The sequence below is a fragment of the Microbispora siamensis genome (assembly GCF_016863095.1).
GTDB classification, from domain to species: Bacteria; Actinomycetota; Actinomycetes; order Streptosporangiales; family Streptosporangiaceae; genus Microbispora; species Microbispora siamensis.
Map to the genome: position 1 here is coordinate 23,007 of NZ_BOOF01000055.1, position 18,434 is coordinate 41,440.

The 18,434-nt window shown below is 70.7% G+C and carries 14 protein-coding genes; 10 read left to right on the forward strand and 4 right to left on the reverse strand.

What is annotated here, in order from left to right:
• Window positions 1-108 precede the first annotated feature (108 nt).
• The gene (locus tag Msi02_RS36465; RefSeq protein ID WP_204052357.1) at window positions 109-1,728 is read left to right on the forward strand and encodes an FAD-dependent oxidoreductase; all 1,620 of its coding nucleotides are present in this window, start codon (window positions 109-111) and stop codon (window positions 1,726-1,728) included.
• A 34-nt stretch (window positions 1,729-1,762) separates the two neighbouring features.
• Window positions 1,763-2,206 (forward strand): ester cyclase, encoded by a 444-nt coding sequence (locus Msi02_RS36470; protein WP_204052358.1) that lies wholly within the window; start codon window positions 1,763-1,765, stop codon window positions 2,204-2,206.
• 49 nt (window positions 2,207-2,255) lie between these two features.
• Here Msi02_RS36470 and Msi02_RS36475 read toward each other — a convergent pair whose 3' ends face one another.
• Together Msi02_RS36475 and Msi02_RS36480 are read right to left on the reverse strand one after the other, a co-directional pair.
• Entirely contained in the window at window positions 2,256-3,557 is a 1,302-nt protein-coding gene (locus Msi02_RS36475; protein ID WP_204052359.1) for a pectate lyase family protein, read from the reverse strand.
• 57 nt (window positions 3,558-3,614) lie between these two features.
• The gene (locus Msi02_RS36480; RefSeq protein WP_204052360.1) at window positions 3,615-4,532 is read right to left on the reverse strand and encodes a 5-dehydro-4-deoxyglucarate dehydratase; all 918 of its coding nucleotides are present in this window, start codon (window positions 4,530-4,532) and stop codon (window positions 3,615-3,617) included.
• A 246-nt stretch (window positions 4,533-4,778) separates the two neighbouring features.
• On the opposite strand from Msi02_RS36480, the gene Msi02_RS36485 reads away from it, so the two are divergent.
• The 6 genes from Msi02_RS36485 (at window position 4,779) to Msi02_RS36510 (ending at window position 12,237) form a co-directional block, all read left to right on the forward strand.
• Window positions 4,779-5,636, forward strand: a complete 858-nt coding sequence (locus Msi02_RS36485) for a carbohydrate ABC transporter permease (protein WP_079315770.1) — start codon at window positions 4,779-4,781, stop codon at window positions 5,634-5,636.
• A gap of 19 nt (window positions 5,637-5,655) precedes the next feature.
• On the forward strand, window positions 5,656-6,534 hold the full coding sequence (locus Msi02_RS36490) for a carbohydrate ABC transporter permease (RefSeq protein ID WP_204052361.1): 879 nt from the start codon (window positions 5,656-5,658) through the stop codon (window positions 6,532-6,534).
• A gap of 33 nt (window positions 6,535-6,567) precedes the next feature.
• Window positions 6,568-7,857: an ABC transporter substrate-binding protein gene (locus tag Msi02_RS36495; protein ID WP_239109077.1), complete on the forward strand. Its 1,290-nt coding sequence runs from the start codon at window positions 6,568-6,570 to the stop codon at window positions 7,855-7,857.
• A 116-nt stretch (window positions 7,858-7,973) separates the two neighbouring features.
• A complete protein-coding gene (locus Msi02_RS36500) occupies window positions 7,974-9,137 on the forward strand; it encodes an enolase C-terminal domain-like protein (protein ID WP_079315767.1) in 1,164 nt (387 codons plus the stop codon).
• A 29-nt stretch (window positions 9,138-9,166) separates the two neighbouring features.
• Entirely contained in the window at window positions 9,167-9,940 is a 774-nt protein-coding gene (locus Msi02_RS36505) for an IclR family transcriptional regulator (protein ID WP_079315726.1), read from the forward strand.
• 128 nt (window positions 9,941-10,068) lie between these two features.
• Window positions 10,069-12,237, forward strand: coding sequence for a molybdopterin-dependent oxidoreductase (locus Msi02_RS36510; RefSeq protein WP_204052362.1), 2,169 nt, complete (start codon window positions 10,069-10,071; stop codon window positions 12,235-12,237).
• 13 nt (window positions 12,238-12,250) lie between these two features.
• On the opposite strand, the gene Msi02_RS36515 is transcribed toward Msi02_RS36510, so the two are convergent.
• Both Msi02_RS36515 and Msi02_RS36520 read right to left on the reverse strand, forming a co-directional pair.
• Window positions 12,251-15,367 (reverse strand): AfsR/SARP family transcriptional regulator, encoded by a 3,117-nt coding sequence (locus Msi02_RS36515; RefSeq protein ID WP_204052363.1) that lies wholly within the window; start codon window positions 15,365-15,367, stop codon window positions 12,251-12,253.
• Between the two features lie 478 nt (window positions 15,368-15,845).
• Window positions 15,846-16,049 (reverse strand): hypothetical protein, encoded by a 204-nt coding sequence (locus Msi02_RS36520; RefSeq protein ID WP_204052364.1) that lies wholly within the window; start codon window positions 16,047-16,049, stop codon window positions 15,846-15,848.
• A 355-nt stretch (window positions 16,050-16,404) separates the two neighbouring features.
• On the opposite strand from Msi02_RS36520, the gene Msi02_RS36525 reads away from it, so the two are divergent.
• Window positions 16,405-16,743, forward strand: coding sequence for a hydroxyisourate hydrolase (locus Msi02_RS36525; protein ID WP_204052365.1), 339 nt, complete (start codon window positions 16,405-16,407; stop codon window positions 16,741-16,743).
• A 31-nt stretch (window positions 16,744-16,774) separates the two neighbouring features.
• Entirely contained in the window at window positions 16,775-18,430 is a 1,656-nt protein-coding gene (locus Msi02_RS36530; protein WP_204052366.1) for a 2-isopropylmalate synthase, read from the forward strand.
• Window positions 18,431-18,434: the final 4 nt, after the last annotated feature.

Genomic DNA, 18,434 nt, shown 5'->3' on the forward strand with positions numbered 1-18,434 from the left:
TTGACACAATTTTATGAGTGATTGATTATCGAGGAGTGTGACGGGCCCCGTCGCGGACGCGTTCGAGGTGCCGCCGCGTTCGGCGGCGCAGAAGGGAGTGCCGGAACGATGACCGGACCGTACGACCGCAGGACCGCCGTCCTCATCGTGGGAGGAGGCATCACCGGCCTGTCCGCCGCGCTCTTCCTCACGCGTCTCGGGGTCCGCCCGATCCTGGTCGAACGGCATCCGTCCACGGCGATCACGCCTCAGGCGCGCGCGTTCAACCCGCGCTCGATGGAGATCTACCGTGCCCTCGGGCTGGAGGAGGAGATCCGCGGGCGTCAGTCGATCCTGGCCGGCCTTCCGGAGATGATCGGCGCGGACACGCTGGCCGGCCGGGAGCGTTTCCGCGTGGACCTGCTCGCGCACGTCCGGCCGCCGGCGACGGTCAGTCCCACCGACTGGGCGATGATCGATCAGGACGATCTGGAGCGTATCGTGCGCAGCCATGCCGAAAGCGGCGGCGCGGACATCTGGTTCGGCACCGAACTGATCTCCCTCGACTGCGACGCCGACGGCGTGACGGCCGTCGTCCGCGACCTCGGCACCGGCGCCGAACGCCGTCTCCGCGCCGATTACCTGGTCGCCGCCGATGGCCACCGCGCGGGCATACGCGGCCGGCTCGGCATCGGTGTGGACCAGCCGGGACCCGTGATCCACGTGGCGTATTTCGTCTTCGACGCCGACCTCACCGCCGCGTTGCGCGGGCGCCGGTTCCTGCTGGCCTACCTCGACCGGCCGGCGACCGGCACCGTCCTGGTGCCGCTGCGGACGTCCGGACGATGGATGCTCGGGGTGCCCCACGACCCGGAGCCGGGGGAGACCCCCGGTGACTTCTCCGAGCGGCGCTGCGTCGAGCTGGCCCGCCTCGCGACCGGGGTGGCGGACCTCGACATCACCCTCGTGCCCCCCGTGCCCGGATGGCCGTGGCAGGTCTCCCGCAGCACGATCGGCGGGTGGGTCGCGCACCGGTATCGGGCCGGGCGGGTGTTCTTCGCCGGCGACGCGGCGCACGTCGTCCCGCCCGCCGGGTCTTACGGCGCGAACACCGGCATCGCCGATGCGCAGAACCTGGCATGGAAACTCGCCGCCGTGATCGAGGGCCGGGCGGGACAGGCGCTGCTGGACACCTACGAAGCCGAGCGCCGCCCGGTCGCGCGGCTGACGCTCGAGATCGCGATGCGGCACCTCACCGGCCGGCATGGCGGCACGGGTAAGGACGTCACCGCGATCGACGACCTGAGCATGATCTTCGGATACCGGTACGACTCCGCGGCGGTCTGCGCTCGGACGTCCGGTCCGGACGCGCCGGTCGAGGACCCGCGCGCTCCCAGTGGGCGCCCAGGCCTGCGCGCGCCGCACGTGTGGCTGGAGCGGGAGGGGACGAGGCTGTCCACGCTCGACCTGTTCACCGGCGCGTTCACTCTGCTGATCGGCCCGGACGGGGCGGAATGGGCCGCGGCGGCCCCGGGGCACGCCTGGCTGGACGTCCATCGGATCGGCGCCGGCCTGCGCGATCCCGAGGACCGGTTCTGCGGCGCGTACGGCATCACGAGGACCGGCGCGACCCTCGTCCGGCCTGACGGTTTCGTCGCCTGGCGCGCGGACCGCGTGCACGAGCGGCCGGAAGACGAGCTGCGGCGGGCGCTGGCCCGCCTGCTGGCTCAGGACGACCGCCCGGGATGATCGACCGGACCCCCGATAACCTGGACTCCCAGGTGTGGGAATCGGGGGTCTCGCCGTTATGGACGTGGTGGACCGATATTTCAGCGCGTACAACGCCCACGATCTGGACGAGCTCATGGGGTGCTACTGCGCCAAGCCCGTCGCGGTGGGGCCGGGCGGGCCGGCGGAGGGCCGCTCGGATGTGGCGTCCTATCACACCGCGATCTGGCAGGCGTTCCCCGACGTGCACGTCACGGTGTTACAGAAGGTCGTGGACGGCGAGGCCACGGCGGTCACCGCGGTGGGGACCGGCAGGCACACCGGGCCGTTCCCGCTCACCACGGGCGATGTGCTCCAGAGCACCGGGCGCTACGTCAGCGTGCGGTGCTGCTGGTTCTTCACCGTGCAGGACGGGCTGATCGTCAACCAGCAGGTCTTCTACGACCAGCTGGAGCTGTACCTCCAGCTCGGGCTGCCGCTGTCCCGCCTCGGTCCTTGAGGGTGCGCGCGGCCCCTCCGGGTCCACAGGGGCCGCGCGCCGCCGTCCGTCAGTGGATCTCGCCGGCCCCGGCGTGCCGGGAGACCTCCCTGGGCACGGTCTCCGCGGGGTCGATCCCCGTGTGCAGGGTCGGCGTCCAGCCCGCGTCGGCGCCGAGGTCGGGGTCGTTCTTCGCGTTGTAGGCGGCGATCAGGTCGACGGGCTGCTCCTTGCCGCCGATCCGCAGCAGGTTGCCCTTGGCCGTCAGCGCCGTGCCGCCCCAGTTGTAGAGCAGGTCGGCCGGGTCCACGCTCCGGCTCAGCCGGACGTAGTTGTTCTCGGCGTAGATCTGGGACTCCACGCCCACGCCCAGCGCGTACTCGAAGGGCTCGGCGTCGGGCACCTGGTAGTAGTTGTTGTAGACGTGCACCTTGCCGAACCGCACGCGCGGCAGCCGCTGGAGGTTGCCGAAGAACTCGTTGTGGTGCACGGTGACGCTGAGCTTGCCCCGGTCGTTGGCGGGGTTGTTGGTCGAGCCGATCAGTATGGTCTTGTCGTGGTCGGAGAACCTGTTCCACGACACGGTCACGAAGTCGGACGCGCTGGTGATGTCCGCCTGCCCGTCGTGCACCTGATAGGGCCGGCCGAAGTAGACCGGCTGGTTCGAGTCGGGGTTGTCCCCGTCGGTGAACGTGTTGTGGTCGATCCAGACGTGGGTCGAACCGGTGACCGAGATGTTGTCGTAGAGGGAGTTCCAGTTGCCCTCGGCGCCGTCGGTGGGGTCCCACTGGGGGAAGCAGTCGGCCGAGTCCTCGAACCGGATGTTGCGGATGATGACGTTGTCGGCCTTGTCCACGTGCAGGTTGATGTGCCGGATGGTCGCTCCCGGCAGGCCCACGATCGTGGTGTCGGACGGCACCTTGAGCTTGATGTACTTCGTCTGCGCCGCGGCCGAGGCCGCCCGCGCGTCCTCCATCGGCCCGGACGGCTCGGTGTCGCGGCCCCACACCGCCGGGTCGTACGCCGCGAGGTAGCCGGCCAGCGTGTAGCCGCCGGTGGCGAAGTCCGCGCAGGTCTTGTCGACGTCGATGACGCCCCTGACGTAGATGATGCGGGGGCCGGGGGAGGCGAGGGCCGCGGCCAGGCCCGCGCGGTCGGTGACGACGTGGACGTTCGACGCGGGGGCCGCCGCGCCGCCGGTGGTGCCGGTGCCGGCCGAGGCCCAGCCGTCGCCCGCGGGCAGCGTCTGCCGCCCGAGATCGACCGGCTTCCCGGCCGGCGGGGTGGCCGCCCCGGCGGGGCCCGCTCCCAGCACGGGGACGGCGGCCGTCACCGCGAGGGCGGCCGACACGAGTAAGGATCTTCCGGGCATGACTGTCTCCGTTCCGCGGTCGCTCCCCCGAGACGAGTCCGTACGCGTCGCCGGCGCTCAGGCCGGGTTGGGCGACCGCTCCAGTTCTTCGAGAAGGGCGAGACCGCGGTCGATCAGCGCGGCGAGCCTGTCGAGGTGCTCGAGGCTGGGATCGGACAGCGGCCGGCGGACGGGTCCCACGTCCAGACCACGCAGGCGCACACCCGCCTTGATGAGCGAGACGGCATACCCCGGGCCCTCGCGCCGCAGGTCGACCAGAGGGCGGTAGAACCCCTCGATCAGACGGCCGGCGACGTCGTCGCGGCCGTCCCGCAGCGCCCGGTAGCAGGCGAGGGCGAGGTCGGGGAGGAAGCAGAAGACGGCGGAGGAGTAACGGACCACTCCGAGGTCCCGGTAGCCGAGCTGGGACAGCTCCGCCGTCGGCAGGCCGTTGAAGTAGAGCATGCCGGGCGGGGCGGCCTCGATGATCCGGCGCATGAGGCCGAGGTCGCCGTAGCCGTCCTTCAACCCGATGACGCCCGGGTGCCGCGCGAGCGCCGCGACCGTCTCCGGCTCGAAGACGGCGTTGTCCCGCTGGTAGAGGATGACCGGCAGCCGGGTGCCGTCCGCGATCGCCTCGTAGTGGCGGCGCAGGCCGTCCTGGCCCGCCTGCACGAGGTACGGCGGCAGCGCGAGCAGGGCCGAGGCCCCGCCGTCCTCGGCCGCCTTCGCGAACTCCAGGGCCATCGCGGTGCCGTAGCCGGTCCCGGCGACCACCGGGACGCGCCCGGCCGCCTCCTCCACCGCGGCGGCCACGCAGGCGGCGTAGTCGCGCAGGCCGAGCGAGGGGAACTCGCCGGTGCCGCAGCAGGCGAACACCGCGCCGCACCCCGCCTCGACGCCCTGCCGCACGTGCCGGCGGAACACCTCGAGGTCGAGCCGCTCCTCCTCGTCGCACGGCGTGACCGGGAAGAACAGCAGGCCGTCGAATGTCACCGGCTTCCTCCGTCATCCTTCTGAACGAGATTCATATTCGTGAACACCCGGACCGTACGGTGCGCGGCGGCGCGCGGTCAAGACGCGCGGCTTCAGAGGGTGAATGTTTCGAATAGGACACGGGTCCTTGACAGGACCGAGGCCCGAACATCACCGTTGATCCGTCCACGTTTGTGAACCACGTTCAGGAATATGTCTTGAACATGGTTCGGGAAAAGTCGCAGAGGAGATGCGCCGGTGACGACGATGCGCCGCAGGGCCGTGCCGTACCTGCTGATCTCACCGACGGTCGCGCTCATCGCCGCGTTTCTCGTCTACCCGATCGCCAGCGTCGCGTACTACAGCCTGCAGCACCGCAACCTCACCCGGCCATGGGCGGACGGCTTCGCCGGTCTCGACAACTTCCGTCGGATGCTGTTCGAGGACGAGGTCTTCTGGCACAGCCTGGGCTTCACCGCCAAATGGGTGGTGGTCGAGATCGGCCTCCAGCTGATCCTCGGGCTGGCCCTGGCCCTGATCGTCAATGAAAGTTTCATCGGCAGGGGGCTCGCCCGGTCGCTCGTCTTCTCGCCCTGGGCCGTCTCCGGGGTGCTGACGACGGGCATCTGGATCCTGCTCTACACGCCGAGCACCGGGGTGCTGCGCTTCCTCGGGCAGCCCGAGGCGGCGGTCCTCGGCAACCCCGACACGGTCTTTCCCGCCGTGGTGGTGACCGAGTTGTGGCGCGGCGTGCCGTTCTTCGCGATCCTCCTGCTCGCCGGCCTGCAGGGCATCCCGGGCGAGCTCTACGAGGCGGCGGCGGTGGACGGCGCCGGGCGGATCAGGCGCTTCCTCCACGTCACGCTGCCGCACCTGCGGGACGCGATCGTGCTGGCCACGCTGCTGCGCGGGGTCTGGGAGTTCAACAACGTCGACCTGCTCTACACGCTCACCGGCGGCGGCCCGGCGCAGGTCACGACCACGCTGCCGCTGTACGTCGCACAGCGGGCCGTCGACTCCAAGGACTTCGGGTACGGCTCGGCGCTGACGATGGCGGGCTTCGTGATCCTGCTGTTCTGCTCCATCCTCTACCTCCGGCTCAGCCGGTTCGGCGAGGAACGATGAAGAGGCGAGGGGTTTCGCAATGAGCGCCGACGTCATGATCCGCCCGCGCACGCGAGCGGTGCCCGCGGGGACCCGCCGACGGAAGAGGCACGATCCCGGCCGCGTGCTGCGGCTCTACGTCCCTCTCGGGATGTACCTGGTCTTCACCCTCGTGCCGTTCTACTGGATGCTCGTGTTCGCCCTGCGGCCGGCCGGATCGACCGACCCGGTGCCCTGGCCGATCACGTTCGAGCACTTCGAGACCGTCTGGAACGACATCGGCTACGCGGTGTTCTTCAAGAACAGCGTGATCGTCGGGGTCTGGTCGCTGCTGTTCACCACGGTCATCGCGGTCATGGGCGGGTACGCGCTGTCGCGCTACCGGTTCCGCGGCCGGGGCCTGTTCATGGTCGTGCTGCTGTGCACCCAGTTCATCCCCGGCGCGATGATGCTGATCCCGCTGTTTTCGATCTTCAAGTCGCTCGGCCTGATCAACAGCCTGGCCAGCCTCATCGTCGCCGACACCGTCTTCAACCTGCCCCTGTCGATCATCCTGATGAGCGGGTTCATCTCGGCCGTGCCGTTCACGGTCGAGGAGGCCGCGATGGTCGACGGCTGCACCCGCTTCCGCGGCTTCCTCGCGATCGTGCTGCCGCAACTGCGGCCCGGCCTGATCGCCGTGGGATCGTTCGCCTTCATCCACACGTGGAACAACTTCCTGTTCGCGCTGATGTTCGTCAGCAAGCAGGACAGCTTCACGATCCCCGTCGGGCTCAGCTACACGATCGGGGAGTACAGCGCCGACTTCGGGGCTCTCGCGGCCGGGGGCGTCGTCGCCGCCCTGCCGGTGGTCTGCGTGTTCGCAGTGGTCCAGCGCTATCTCGTGCACGGCATCAGCGCCGGCGCGGTCAAGGGATAGCAACCCCCCAGCCTGTCGTAAGCAGGAGGAACCATGAAGATGAAAGTGGCCTGGGCGGCGCTCGCCGTCCTCGCCGTCACCGCTACCGGATGTGGGTCGGACTCGGGTTCCGGCGAGGGCTCCGGCAAGACGACCATCACGTTCTGGGACAACAACGGGGGCACCCGCACCCCGATCTACCAGGAGCTCATCAAGCGGTTCGAGGCGGCCAACCCCTCGATCCACGTCGAGTACGTCGGCGTCCCGATCGCCTCCGTCCAGCAGAAGTACGACACCGCCATCGCGGGCGGGGACACCCCCGACGTCGGCGGCGTCACCACGTCGTACCTGGCCAACCTGACCGGCCAGCAGGCGCTGGAGCCGGCGGACGAGTGGCTGGCCAAGAGCTCGGTGAACGGCAAGCTGGCCACGCCGATGCTCGACTCGGTCCGCAAGACCGTGCCCGACGGCAAGCTCTACCTGGTGCCGGGCACCTCCAACATGGACGTGGTGTGGTATCTGAAGGACAAGCTCCAGCAGGCGCCGAACACCTGGGACGAGTTCTTCAAGGACGCCGACGACCTGACCAAGAAGCCCGACGAGTACGGCTACACCATCCGCGGCGGCGCCGGCTCGATCTTCCAGATCCTGGCCGAGATGTACTCCTACTCAGGCGTCCCCGAGTTCTTCGACGCCTCCGGCAAGAGCACGGTCAACGACCCGAAGAACGTCGAGTTCCTCACCAAGATGGCCGGGCTGTACAAGAAGGACACCCCCGAGGCCGACGTCACCAACGACTTCCCGAAGATGGTCGCCGCGTTCGGCACCGGGAAGATCGCGATGATGCACCACAACCTGGGCTCCTACAACGACCACGTCAAGGCGCACGGCAAGGACAAGATCGGCGCCTTCGCGCTGCCGACCGGCCCCGGCGGCAAGCGGACCGTCGTCGCCAACCCCGTGGACGGCTTCGCGGTCTTCAAGAACAGCGAGCACAAGGACGCCGCCTGGAAGTTCGTGGAGTTCCTGGTCTCCCACGACAGCAACAGCTACTGGAACCAGCAGACGGGCCAGATCCCGGCCAACACCGAGGCGCAGGGCGACTCCTGGCTGCAGGGCCTGGAGCACCTGAAGACGGCCGTCGACACGCTGAACGACCCGAACACCCAGGTCGTGTCCCCGCCCTACTACCTGCCCCAGTTCTCCTCCATCACCAAGGCCGACACCGAGCCCCTCTTCCAGAAGGTGCTGCTCGGCCAGATGAAGCCCCAGGAGTTCCTCGACACCCTGGCGCAGAAGCTGACCGACGCCCAGGCCGAGTGGAAGAAGGCGACCGGCGGCTGACGATCGCCGCCGGATCCCGGGACCGGGCCGGTGCGTCCCTGACCGCGCACCGGCCCTCCGGGCCCGATTGACACGGCCCCTCCGGCCCCCGCAGCACCGAGAGAGAGGAAGAGTCCATGGCGGTCGTCGAACGCGTCATCGTCACGGTCTTCACCACGGTCACCAGGTCTGTGGTGGACGGGCACGGCCACCGGCACCCCGGCCCGCCCCGGGAGGTGCGGGAGGCGCTGCTGGCCGTCACCGACAGCGACGGCGCGACCGGATACTGCCTGGCGGCGCCGGACACCGTCAGGGAGGCGGTGATCACCGGGCACATCGGGCCGGCGCTGATCGGCCAGGACAGCCTCGACCGGGAGCGGCTGTGGCACCGCGTCGCCCGCCGGCAGCGGGGCGCGCAGGGCAACCTGTCCGACCGGGCGCTCAGCGCCGCCGACCAGGCCCTGTGGGACCTCGCCGGGCGCAAGCTCGGCCTGCCGGTCTGGAAGCTCCTCGGCGGCGCCCGCTCCGAGGTGCCCGCCTACGCGAGCACGATGTGCGGCGACGACATTCCCGGCGGCCTGGCCACCCCCGAGGACTACGCCGCCTTCGCCAAGGAACTCGTCTCCCGCGGCTACCGCGGGATCAAGCTGCACACGTGGATGCCGCCCATGCCGTACGGCGTGGACCGCGACATCGAGGCGTGCGCCGCGGTCCGGGAGGCGGTCGGCCCGGACGTCGCGCTCATGCTCGACAGCAACCACTGGTACTCCCGTTCCGAGGCCCTGGCCCTCGGCAGGGCCCTCGACGAGCTGAACTTCGCGTGGTACGAGGAGCCCATGGAGGAGGCGTCGGTGCAGTCGTACCGATGGCTCGCCGACCAGCTCAGGACGCCGATCCTCGGGCCGGAGACCTCCTGGGGCAAGCACATGGCGCGGGCGGAGTGGGTGGCCGCGGGGGCCTGTGACATCCTCAGGGTCGGGGTGGTCGGCTCCGGCGGGATCATCCCGGCGATCAAGGCGGTCCACCTGGCCGAGTCGTTCGGCATGGACTGCGAGATCCACGGCAACGGCTCCGGCGCCCTGGCCGTGATCGGCGCCACGCTGTGCGGGCAGTGGTACGAGCGGGGGCTGCTGCACCCGCACTCGGACTACGACACGCCCGCCCCGCATCTGCGGTCGATCGTCGACCCGCTCGCCGACGGAAAGGTGCGGATGCCGGACACTCCCGGACTGGGGGATGATCTGGATATGGACTACATCGCCTCCCGGACGGTCGCCTCCTGGGGAACCGGCTCACAATAGGAGGCGTACAGCGGGTCAGGGAGGTACACATGGCGGAACCCGTGCCGCACGTGAAGTCGGCACTCCGGACGGTCGAGCTGCTCGACTTCTTCGCGCAGTATCCCGGACTGCACAGCCTCACCGACCTTCAGGGCAAGCTGGGCTACCCCAAGAGCAGCCTGCACGCCCTGCTGCGCACGCTGGTCGACCTCGGCTGGATCGAGACCGACGTCACCGGCACGCTCTACCGGATCGGCATGCGGGCTCTGCTGGTCGGGGCGACGTACATCGACGGCGACCCGGTGGTCCAGCTCGCGCACGACGCCCTGGACTGGCTGGCCGAGGTCACGGGGGAGACGGTGCACCTCGCCCGTCTCGACCACTTCGACATCGTCTATCTCGCCACGCGGGCCTCGCGGCACTACCTGCGGCCGTTCTCCCGGGTGGGCCGCCGCCTGCCGGCGAGCACCACGTCGCTCGGCAAGGCGATCCTGGCGAGCAGGGACGACGACGAGGTGCGCGCGATGCTGCCCGCCGAGCTGCCCTCGCTGACGGCCCACACGATCGTGGACGCCGAGGAACTGCTGGTCGACCTGCGCCGGGTGCGCAAGCAGGGCTACGCGGTGGACCGTGAGGAGAACACCGAGGGGCTGCGGTGCTTCGGCGTCGCGCTGCACATCAGCGACCCGCCGCGCGACGCCATCAGCTGCTCGGTGCCGATCCCGCGCCTCACGCCCGAGCGGGAGAAGGAGATCGCCTCCTGCCTGCTGGAGGCGCGCGAGCGCATCGAGCGCTCCGCCATGCGGCAGCGCCGCGCCTACTGACGGGCCCCTTCCGGGCGGCGTCCCCGCGGGACGCCGCCCGCACGGGGCGCCAGGCACCGCACACAGGAAGAAGATCCCTCCCGAGCCCCGGGCCATCATGAGAGGCGTCCACGATCTCGGGAGTGCCGATGAGAACCGCGCACCGGACCTGCCCCATCTGCGATGCCGTCTGCGGCCTCCGGCTCACCCTTGACGACGCCGGGCGCGTCCTCAACGTCAAGGGCGATCCGGACGACCCCTTCTCCAAGGGATATATCTGCCCGAAGGGGGCGAGTCTCGGCAAACTCGACGAGGACCCCGACCGGCTGCAGGTCCCGATGATCCGCGAGGGCGACGAGTGGCGCGAGGCCACCTGGGACGAGGCGTTCCAGGTGGTGGCCCGGGGACTGAACGGCGTCATCGAGGCGTACGGCCGCGAGGCCGTCGCCCTGTATCTCGGCAACCCCACCTTCCACACCATGGCCGGGGCGCTGTACCGCGGCGCGCTGGCCCAGGCGCTCGGCACCCGCAACGTCTACTCCGCCAGCACCATCGACCAGATGCCCAAGCACGTCGCCTGCGGCCATATGCTCGGCGACCCGCTGGCGATCTCGGTGCCCGACCTGGACCGCACCGACTACCTGCTGATGCTGGGCGCCAACCCGGCGGTGTCCCACGGCTCCCTGTGCGCCGCCCCCGACTTCCGCGGCCGTCTCCAGGCGCTGCGCGAGCGCGGCGGGAAGCTCGTCGTCGTCGACCCCCGCCGCACCAGGACCGCCTCGATGGCGGACGAGCACCTGTTCATCAGGCCGGGTACGGACGCCTACCTGCTCTTCGGCATCGTCCACACGCTGCTCGCCGAGAACCTGACGGCGATCGACCTCCAGGTGAACGGGCTGGCGGAGCTGCGCCGGCTGGCCGAGGAGTTCTCTCCCGACGCCGTGGCGAGGGTGTGCGGCGTGCCCGCCGAGGACATCGTACGGATCGCGCGTGAGCTGGCCGCGGCCCCCACCGCCGCCGTCTACGCCCGCATCGGCACCTGCACACAGGAGTTCGGCACCGCCGCCCAGTGGCTCATCGACGTGATCAACGTCTTGACCGGCAACTTCGACCGTCCCGGCGGGGTCATGTTCGCCAAGACGGCCACACTCGAACTCGGCCGCACCCGGCAGCCGTTCGTCACCGGGCGCTGGCGCAGCCGCGTACGCGGGCTGCCGGAGGTGCTCGGCGAGCTGCCGGTGGCCACGCTCGCCGACGAGATCGAGACGCCGGGGAAGGGGCAGGTCAGGGCGCTGGTGGCGGTGGCGGGCAACCCGGTGCTTTCGGCGCCGAACGGCCCCCGTCTCGACCGGGCCTTCCGGGACCTGGAGTTCATGGTCTGCGTGGACCCGTACCTGAACGAGACCACCAGGCACGCGCATGTGATCCTGCCGCCGCCGCGGATCCTGCAGATGCCGCACTACGACTTCATGCTGCTCAGCGTGACGGTCCGCAACTACGCGAGGTTCTCCCCGCCGATCCTGCCGCTGGAGCCCGGCCGCCTGTCGGAGGGCGAGATCCTGGCCCGCCTCACCCTGATCGCGTCGGGTCAGGAGGCGGACGCCGACCCCGCAGGGCTCGACGAGGCGATGATCGGCGAGCTGTTGCGAGGGGCGGTGGGGACGCCGGGCTCCCCCGTGGAGGGCAGGGACCCGGCCGAGCTGCGCGCCTCGCTGCAGGGCGGCAGCGGGCCCGAGCTGCTCCTCGACCTCCTGCTCAAGCTCGGCTCCTACGACCTGTCGCTGGCCGCGCTGCTGGCGCAGCCGCACGGCGTCGACCTCGGGGCGCTGCGCCCCCGGCTGGACGAACTGCTGTGCACCGCCTCTGGACGGGTCGAGCTCGCCCCGCCCGAGCTCGCCGCGGAGGCCGGGCGCCTCCGGGCACGGCTGGCCACGCCTCCCGCGGAGTTCGTGCTCATCGGCCGCAGGCAGCTGCGGTCCAACAACAGCTGGCTGCACAACGTGGAGCCGCTGATGGGCGGCAGCAACCGCTGCACGCTGCACGTCAACCCCGCCGACGCGGACCGGCTCGGGCTCGGCGAGCGGGCCGTGGTCCGGTCGGCCGTGGGCGAGCTGACGGTGCCCGTCGAGCCCACCGACACGATCATGCCGGGCGTCGTGAGCCTGCCGCATGGCTGGGGGCATGCCGAGACCCCGCAGCTGGTCGCGGCCAAGCATGCCGGGGTCAACGCCAACGCGTTGACGGACGAGTCGGTCGTCGACCCCCTGTCGGGAAATGCCGTGTTCAACGGCGTTCCCGTCACCGTCACGGCCTGCTGACGTCGCCCCGCGATCACCGGCCCCAGGCGCCGGCGGCCGGCAGTCCGCCGCGCGCGGGCGGCCGGGCGTGCTGGACGCGGAACAACTGCTCGCGCACCCGCTGCCCGGCCTGCTCGTCGATGCGGTCGGCGAGGTCGAGCGTGCGCGCCATGACGTCGTCGGCCTCGCTGTAGTCCCCCGTGGCGTACAGCGCGTCGCCCAGCATGATGAGCGTCTGTGCCTCGTACAACGGCATCTGCATGCCACGGAAGAGGCCGGCGGCCCTGCGCAGGTGCGTCGCGGCCTGGCCGGGCTCGCCGAGGGCGCTCGCCAGCTCGCCCAGCCCCGACAGCACGCGTGCCTCCGCCAGCCGGTGACGGGAGGCCGTCGCCAGCTTCAGCGCGTCCTGCAGCGTCTCCTCGGCCTCGACGATCTTCCCCTGGCGTAGCCGGGCGATGGCGAAGCCGTGCAGGGCCAGCGCCTCACCGATGGAGTCGCCGATGCCGCGCACCACCGTCAGCGCCTCCTCGAAGGAGCCGGCCGACAGGCCGTACTCACCCGCCTGCAGGTGCGCCTGACCCATCCGGTGCAGGACCTGGGCGGTGACCCTGCGGTCGCCCCCTGCCTTGCTCCGCGTGAGCGCCTCCGCGAGGAGCGTCTTCGCGCCGTCCAGGTCGTCGCAGTCGAGCCGCAGCTGGGCGAGGCTGTAGAGGGTGTGGGCCGCGGAGACGTGGTCCCCGGCGCTGTGGAACACCTTGAGGGCCTTCTCGTAGTTGGCCACCGCCTCCGCGAACCGCCCGTTGATTCGTTCCAGGACCGCGATGCTGCGGATCGCCAGGGCGATCCGGTGGTCGTCGCCGACCTCCTCGAACAGCCGGACCGCTGCCTCCAGCTCCTGCCGCGCCTCGTCGAACCGCTGCTCGCTGAAGGACAGCGAGCCGATGGTGTACAGCATCTCGGCCTCGCCGCGCCGGTCCCCGGCCTGCCGCGCCGCGTCGAGCGCGATCTCGTGGGTCTCCCGCCAGTCGTCCAGGTAGACCCGCGACTCGAAGAAGGCCGCGGCGTTGGCGGCGAGCCGCCAGCACAGCTCCACGAAGCCCGCCTGCGCCGCCTGACGGATGCCGGAGACGAGCAGGTAGCGCTCGCGTTCGAACCACGGCATCGGATCGGCGACGAGTTGCTCGATCACCCGCTCGGGCAGTGTCCCGGGGAACGTGCCCTCGTCGCTGGCGAGCACGTCGGCGCCGAACTCCCGGGACCGGGCCGCACACGTCAGGGCGAGCAGCGAGCCGAGCACCCGCGACAGCGCGGCCTTGCGCTCCGCCGGCGGCTCCTCGGCGGCCAGGCGCTCGCGCGCGAACACCCGGATGAGGTCGTGGATCTGATACTGCGTGTGCGGGCCGCGGCCCACGAGGACCTCGACGAGGTGAGCGTCCGCGAGGTCGTCCAGCAGGTCCTGCGCCTCGGTGAGCGGCCGGTCCAGCAGGGCCGCGCCGGTCCAGACCGAGAAGATGCGGGAGTCGAGGACCGCCAGGCGCCGCAGCAGCCGCCGCGCCTCCTCACTGATGCCTTCGTAGGTGAGCGAGAGGCTGGCGCGGATGCCCATCTCGCCGTGCATCAGCTCGTCGAGCCGGCGCGTCTCGTCGCGCAGCCGCTCGACCAGCTGCTCGACGCTCCAGTGCGGGCGGGCCGCCAGCCGGGCGCCCGCGATGCGCAGCGCGAGGGGCAGGTGGCCGCACAGCTCGGCGAGCGCCTCGGCGGCCTCTCTTTCCGCCTCCACCCGTTCCGCGCCCGCGACCTGCGCGAGCAGGTCCACCGACTGGTTCACGTCGAAGAGGTCGACGTCGACGTGCATCGCCCCCGCGAGCCCCACCAGGCGGCTCCGGCTGCTGACGATGACGGCGGAGGCGGGATTGCCGGGCAGCAGCGGCAGGACCTGGCTCTCGTTGCTCACGTCGTCCAGCACGATGAGCATCCTGCGGTCCGCCAGCAGCGAGCGGTACGTCTCCGCGCGCTCCTCCAGGCCCTCGGGCAGCGAGCTGCCGGGCACGCCCAGCGCGCGCAGGAACCGTTCGAGGACCTGCATCGGGCTGACCGGGCGGGAGATGCCGCCGTGCAGGTCGGCGAAGAGCTGCCCGTCGGGATAGACGTCGGCGACGCTGTGCGCCGCGTGGACCGCGATGGTGGTCTTGCCGATGCCCGCCCTTCCGGAGATCGCCACGATCGGCACGGCGAAGCGCGCGGCTCCGTCGGGGACCTTCGTCAGCCGCTGCCTGATCTCCTCGAGCTGCCTGTTGCGGCCGATGAAGTCGGCGATGCCGGCGGGCAGCATGCCGGGGACGGCGGGCGGGGCGGCGGGCGGCGGGGGCGGTTCGGCGGCGACGCGAACGCTCTCGCGCGGCGGGTTCAGGCTCTCGTCGGCCGTGAGTATCGCGTGCTCGAGCTGCTGTAGCCGCTCGTTGGGCTCGATGCCCAGCTCGTCGATCATCGTGCGCCGGGCGTCGCGGTACACCTGCAGTGCCTCCGCCTGCCGGCCCGAGCGGTACAGCGCCGTCATGAACTGGCCGAGGAGGCGTTCGCGGAGCGGGTGCTCCTCCACGAGCCTGCGCAGCTCGCTCACCACCTCGTGGTGCCGGCCGAGGTCCAGTTCGAGCTGGACGCAGTCCTCGTTCGCCGTGAGTCTCTCCTCGTCGAGCCAGCTCGCGGCGGACTGCACCACCCTGCTCTCGATGCCCTCCAGCGCGGGTCCGCGCCAGAGCGCGAGCGCCTCGCGGTAATACCGGACGGCCTCCTCCAGGCCCCGGTTGTCGCGGGCCTGCCGGGCCTTGAGCACCAGGTTCTCGAAGCGGTGCGCGTCGATCCGCTCGCTGTCGGCCCGGAAGGCGTACCCCTGCGCGCGGGTGACGATCATCTGCTCGTGGCCGTAACCGCCGAACAGGCGTCGCAGCGACGAGATGCAGATCTGCACCTGGGCCCGGGAGGTCGCGGGTGGGTCGTCCCCGTAGATGGCTTCCATGAGCCGGTGGACCGCCACCGGCCGGTTGGCCTCCAGAAGCAGGACAGCCAGGACCGTGTGTTGCCGGACGCCTCCGAGATCGAGACGTTGCCCGTCCACGGTTACTTCGAGCGCTCCCAGTAGGCGAAAGTCCACCTACGTCTCCTTTGAAACTGCTCAAACCGTGTACAACGCGGACATAATTCCTCGCGCTGTGCAAAGTGTAGAATAGAGGACCTTCAGCGTAAGGTCGTTCTCGTGCTACGGCAGTTTACGGACCATTTCGTCGAGGGGGCAGCAACTGCCAGCCTGACTACGGTGTGGCGAGATCATCCCCGTAATAGAGCATAGTCGCCCGCCTGTCCTGTATTGGCATTGTTGTCAGGGATCGTACAGCCAGACGCCGCCGCTGGCTAGGTGGGATCGCCGTCCGGCAGGTGAATTCGACCCGCCGGGGGGTAGCGATGACTCATATCCCAGCCCGCTGGCGAGTTCGCCGGCAGAAGGGGTCCGAGAGTGGTTTGCGCTGGTAATCCGCATTGTGTCTGGTCGGCTGTAAAGCCAGGAGCGGCCGGAGACACGTGGGTCTCCGGCCGCTCCCCGGCGGTGTGCCGGTCAGGCCGGCCCGCCGAAATCAGTCCCAGGGGTTGACGTAGGTGGGGCTCGGCGAGGGCGAGGGGGCCGAGGCGGTGCCGGCGCCGGTGTCCGCGTAGGCGGTGGTGGCCGGCCCGGCCAGTGCGGCGCTGGCTACGGAAGCGGCGGCCGAGAGAGCGATGAAGACGGTGACGGCGACTCGCTTGATGGTGCTGGGCTTGGCGGCCACTGGTTCTACCTCCACCTGTCGCGGCGCTCCGGGCGCCGATCGGCTGACGGGACCGACGTTCGGGGACGCCGCCATCGGCGCCTTATCGTCGCGCTTCCGGGACACCATCAGCGCAGGTCAAGGCGGGAGCGGAGGAAGCCTCGCGCCGCTTGGGCGTGGTCCTCGGGGGCCGGCACCCGACGGCGGTCCCGCGTCCGGCGAGAACCGAGGGATGCGGAGGCGATAGCCCGGTGATGCCACGTCGATAGCGATGGGCGGCATTGTGATGACCAGCCCGGGCGGTGCCTGCGAAAAGGCGGCGACGCCCGGGCGGACCAGGAGAAGACGGCGCGAGCCGGGCCGGCAGGAGCCCGGGATTGTGTGGCATGAGATGGGCATTGCACTGCAGGTGCTGGACGGCTTGTACGGCCGGCCGGCCGCGGGTGTCCGGGTGCGGCTTGAGCGCATTGAGAACGGCCTCTGGTGTGCGGAGGTCAAGGCGGAGACCGACCACGAGGGACGGGTCGAGGAATGGCGCGCCCGCAGGTTCGAGCGGGGACTGCACCGCATCGTCTTCGAGAGCGACTCCTACTTCGTCGGCCTCGGGCTCGCCGCGGCCTATCCGGAGATCTCCACGATGTTCCGGATGCACGACGAGACCGACGCGTACCAGGTGCAGGTCCTTCTCTCGCCGTTCTCCTACTCCGTCTATTTCGGCTCGCTCAGCTGAGGTGTGAGCGCCCGGAGAAAAGGAATCGACCGTGAAGATCAGACGCTACAGCGGATCCGCGCGGGTTCCTCTCGAACGGCGCGCCTGGCCGGACGCGGTCATCGAGAGGGCGCCGCGCTGGCTGTCGACCGACCTCCGCGACGGCAACCAGTCGCTGGCCGAGCCGATGACGCCCGCCCGGAAGCTCATGATGTTCGACCTGCTGGTCGGCATGGGCTACAAGGAGATCGAGGTCGGCTTCCCGGCCGCGAGCAGGGACGACCACGATTTCGTCCGGATGCTCGTCGAGCGGGACCTGATCCCCGACGACGTCCGCGTCTCCGTGCTCGTGCAGGCCCGCGACGAGCTGATCGAGCGCACCGTGGCGAGCCTGGAAGGGGCGCGGCGCGCCACGATCCACCTCTACGCGGCGACCTCTCCGCAGTTTCGCGACCTGGTGTTCGGAATGAGCCGCGACGCGTGCAAGGACCTCGCCGTCCAGGGCGCCCGGCTGGTGATGAAGTACGCGGAGCGGACGCTGGACGGGTGCGATCTCGGCTTCCAGTTCTCGCCCGAGCACTTCAACGACACCGAGCCGGACTTCTCCCTCGAGGTCTGCGAGGCGGTCATGGACGTCTGGCAGCCGGAAGCCGGCCGCGAGATCATCCTGAACTTCCCCGCCACGGTCGAGCGCGCGACGCCGAACGTCTTCGCCGACCAGATCGAGTGGATGCACCGCAACCTCTCCCGGCGCGAGCACGTCTGCCTGTCGGTCCACCCGCACAACGACCGGGGAACCGGCGTCGCCGCGGCGGAACTGGCCGTGATGGCCGGCGCCGACCGGATCGAGGGCTGCCTGTTCGGCAACGGGGAGCGGGCGGGCAACGTGTGCCTGGTCACCCTGGGCCTCAACCTCTCGACCCAGGGCGTGGACCCCGGCATCGACTTCTCCGACCTCGACCGTGTCCGGCGTACGGTCGAGCACTGCACGGGGATGCCGGTGCACCCCCGGCATCCCTACGGCGGTGATCTCGTCTACACCGCGTTCTCCGGCTCCCACCAGGACGCCATCAGGAAGGGTTTCGACGCCGCAGAGCGGGAGGCCGAGCGTACCGGCACCGGCCCGGCCGACCAGCCGTGGCGGGTGCCGTACCTGCCACTGGACCCGCGGGACGTGGGCCGGACGCACGAGGCCGTCGTGCGGATCAACAGCCAGTCCGGCAAGGGCGGCCTGGCCTACGTCATGAGCACCAGGCACGGGCTGACCCTGCCGCGCGACCTGCAGATCGACTTCGCCCGCCGGATACAGGCGGTGGCGGACGCCGAGGGCGGGGAGATCCCGCCGGACCGGGTCATGGAGGTCTTCCGGCGGGAGTACGTGCTGGACCGCGTGCCGGACGGCACGACCGGTCGCGGCGTGCCGGTGGCCGCGGCGCGGGGAACGGTCACGCTGCACGTCGACACCGGGCACGCGGGCGCGGCGCGGCGGGACGACGTCGCGGTCTACGCCGAGTACCGGGTGGACGGCGCCTGCCACTGGGGGGCCGGGATCGAGCGGGACGTCCAGGCGGCCGCGCTGGCCGCGGTGCGCGCCGCCGTCCGCCGCGCCGGGCCGGACCCGGCGCGGGCGCGGGGGGACGCGGAAGAGAAGGGGCGCCACGGGCGCCGGGGCGCCGGGCGGGCCCTGCGGGTGAAGGCCGGCAGGTGACGAC

Excerpts from the sequence above, each read along its gene's own strand:
- Msi02_RS36505 (WP_079315726.1), top strand. The coding sequence starts at position 9,167 with ATGGCGGAACCCGTGCCGCACGTGAAGTCGGCACTCCGGACGGTCGAG.
- Msi02_RS36485 (WP_079315770.1), top strand. The coding sequence starts at position 4,779 with ATGCGCCGCAGGGCCGTGCCGTACCTGCTGATCTCACCGACGGTCGCG.
- Msi02_RS36500 (WP_079315767.1), top strand. The coding sequence starts at position 7,974 with ATGGCGGTCGTCGAACGCGTCATCGTCACGGTCTTCACCACGGTCACC.
- Msi02_RS36510 (WP_204052362.1), top strand. The coding sequence starts at position 10,069 with ATGAGAACCGCGCACCGGACCTGCCCCATCTGCGATGCCGTCTGCGGC.
- Msi02_RS36525 (WP_204052365.1), top strand. The coding sequence starts at position 16,405 with ATGGGCATTGCACTGCAGGTGCTGGACGGCTTGTACGGCCGGCCGGCC.
- Msi02_RS36465 (WP_204052357.1), top strand. The coding sequence starts at position 109 with ATGACCGGACCGTACGACCGCAGGACCGCCGTCCTCATCGTGGGAGGA.
- Msi02_RS36490 (WP_204052361.1), top strand. The coding sequence starts at position 5,656 with ATGAGCGCCGACGTCATGATCCGCCCGCGCACGCGAGCGGTGCCCGCG.
- Msi02_RS36475 (WP_204052359.1), bottom strand. The coding sequence starts at position 3,557 with ATGCCCGGAAGATCCTTACTCGTGTCGGCCGCCCTCGCGGTGACGGCC.
- Msi02_RS36495 (WP_239109077.1), top strand. The coding sequence starts at position 6,568 with ATGAAGATGAAAGTGGCCTGGGCGGCGCTCGCCGTCCTCGCCGTCACC.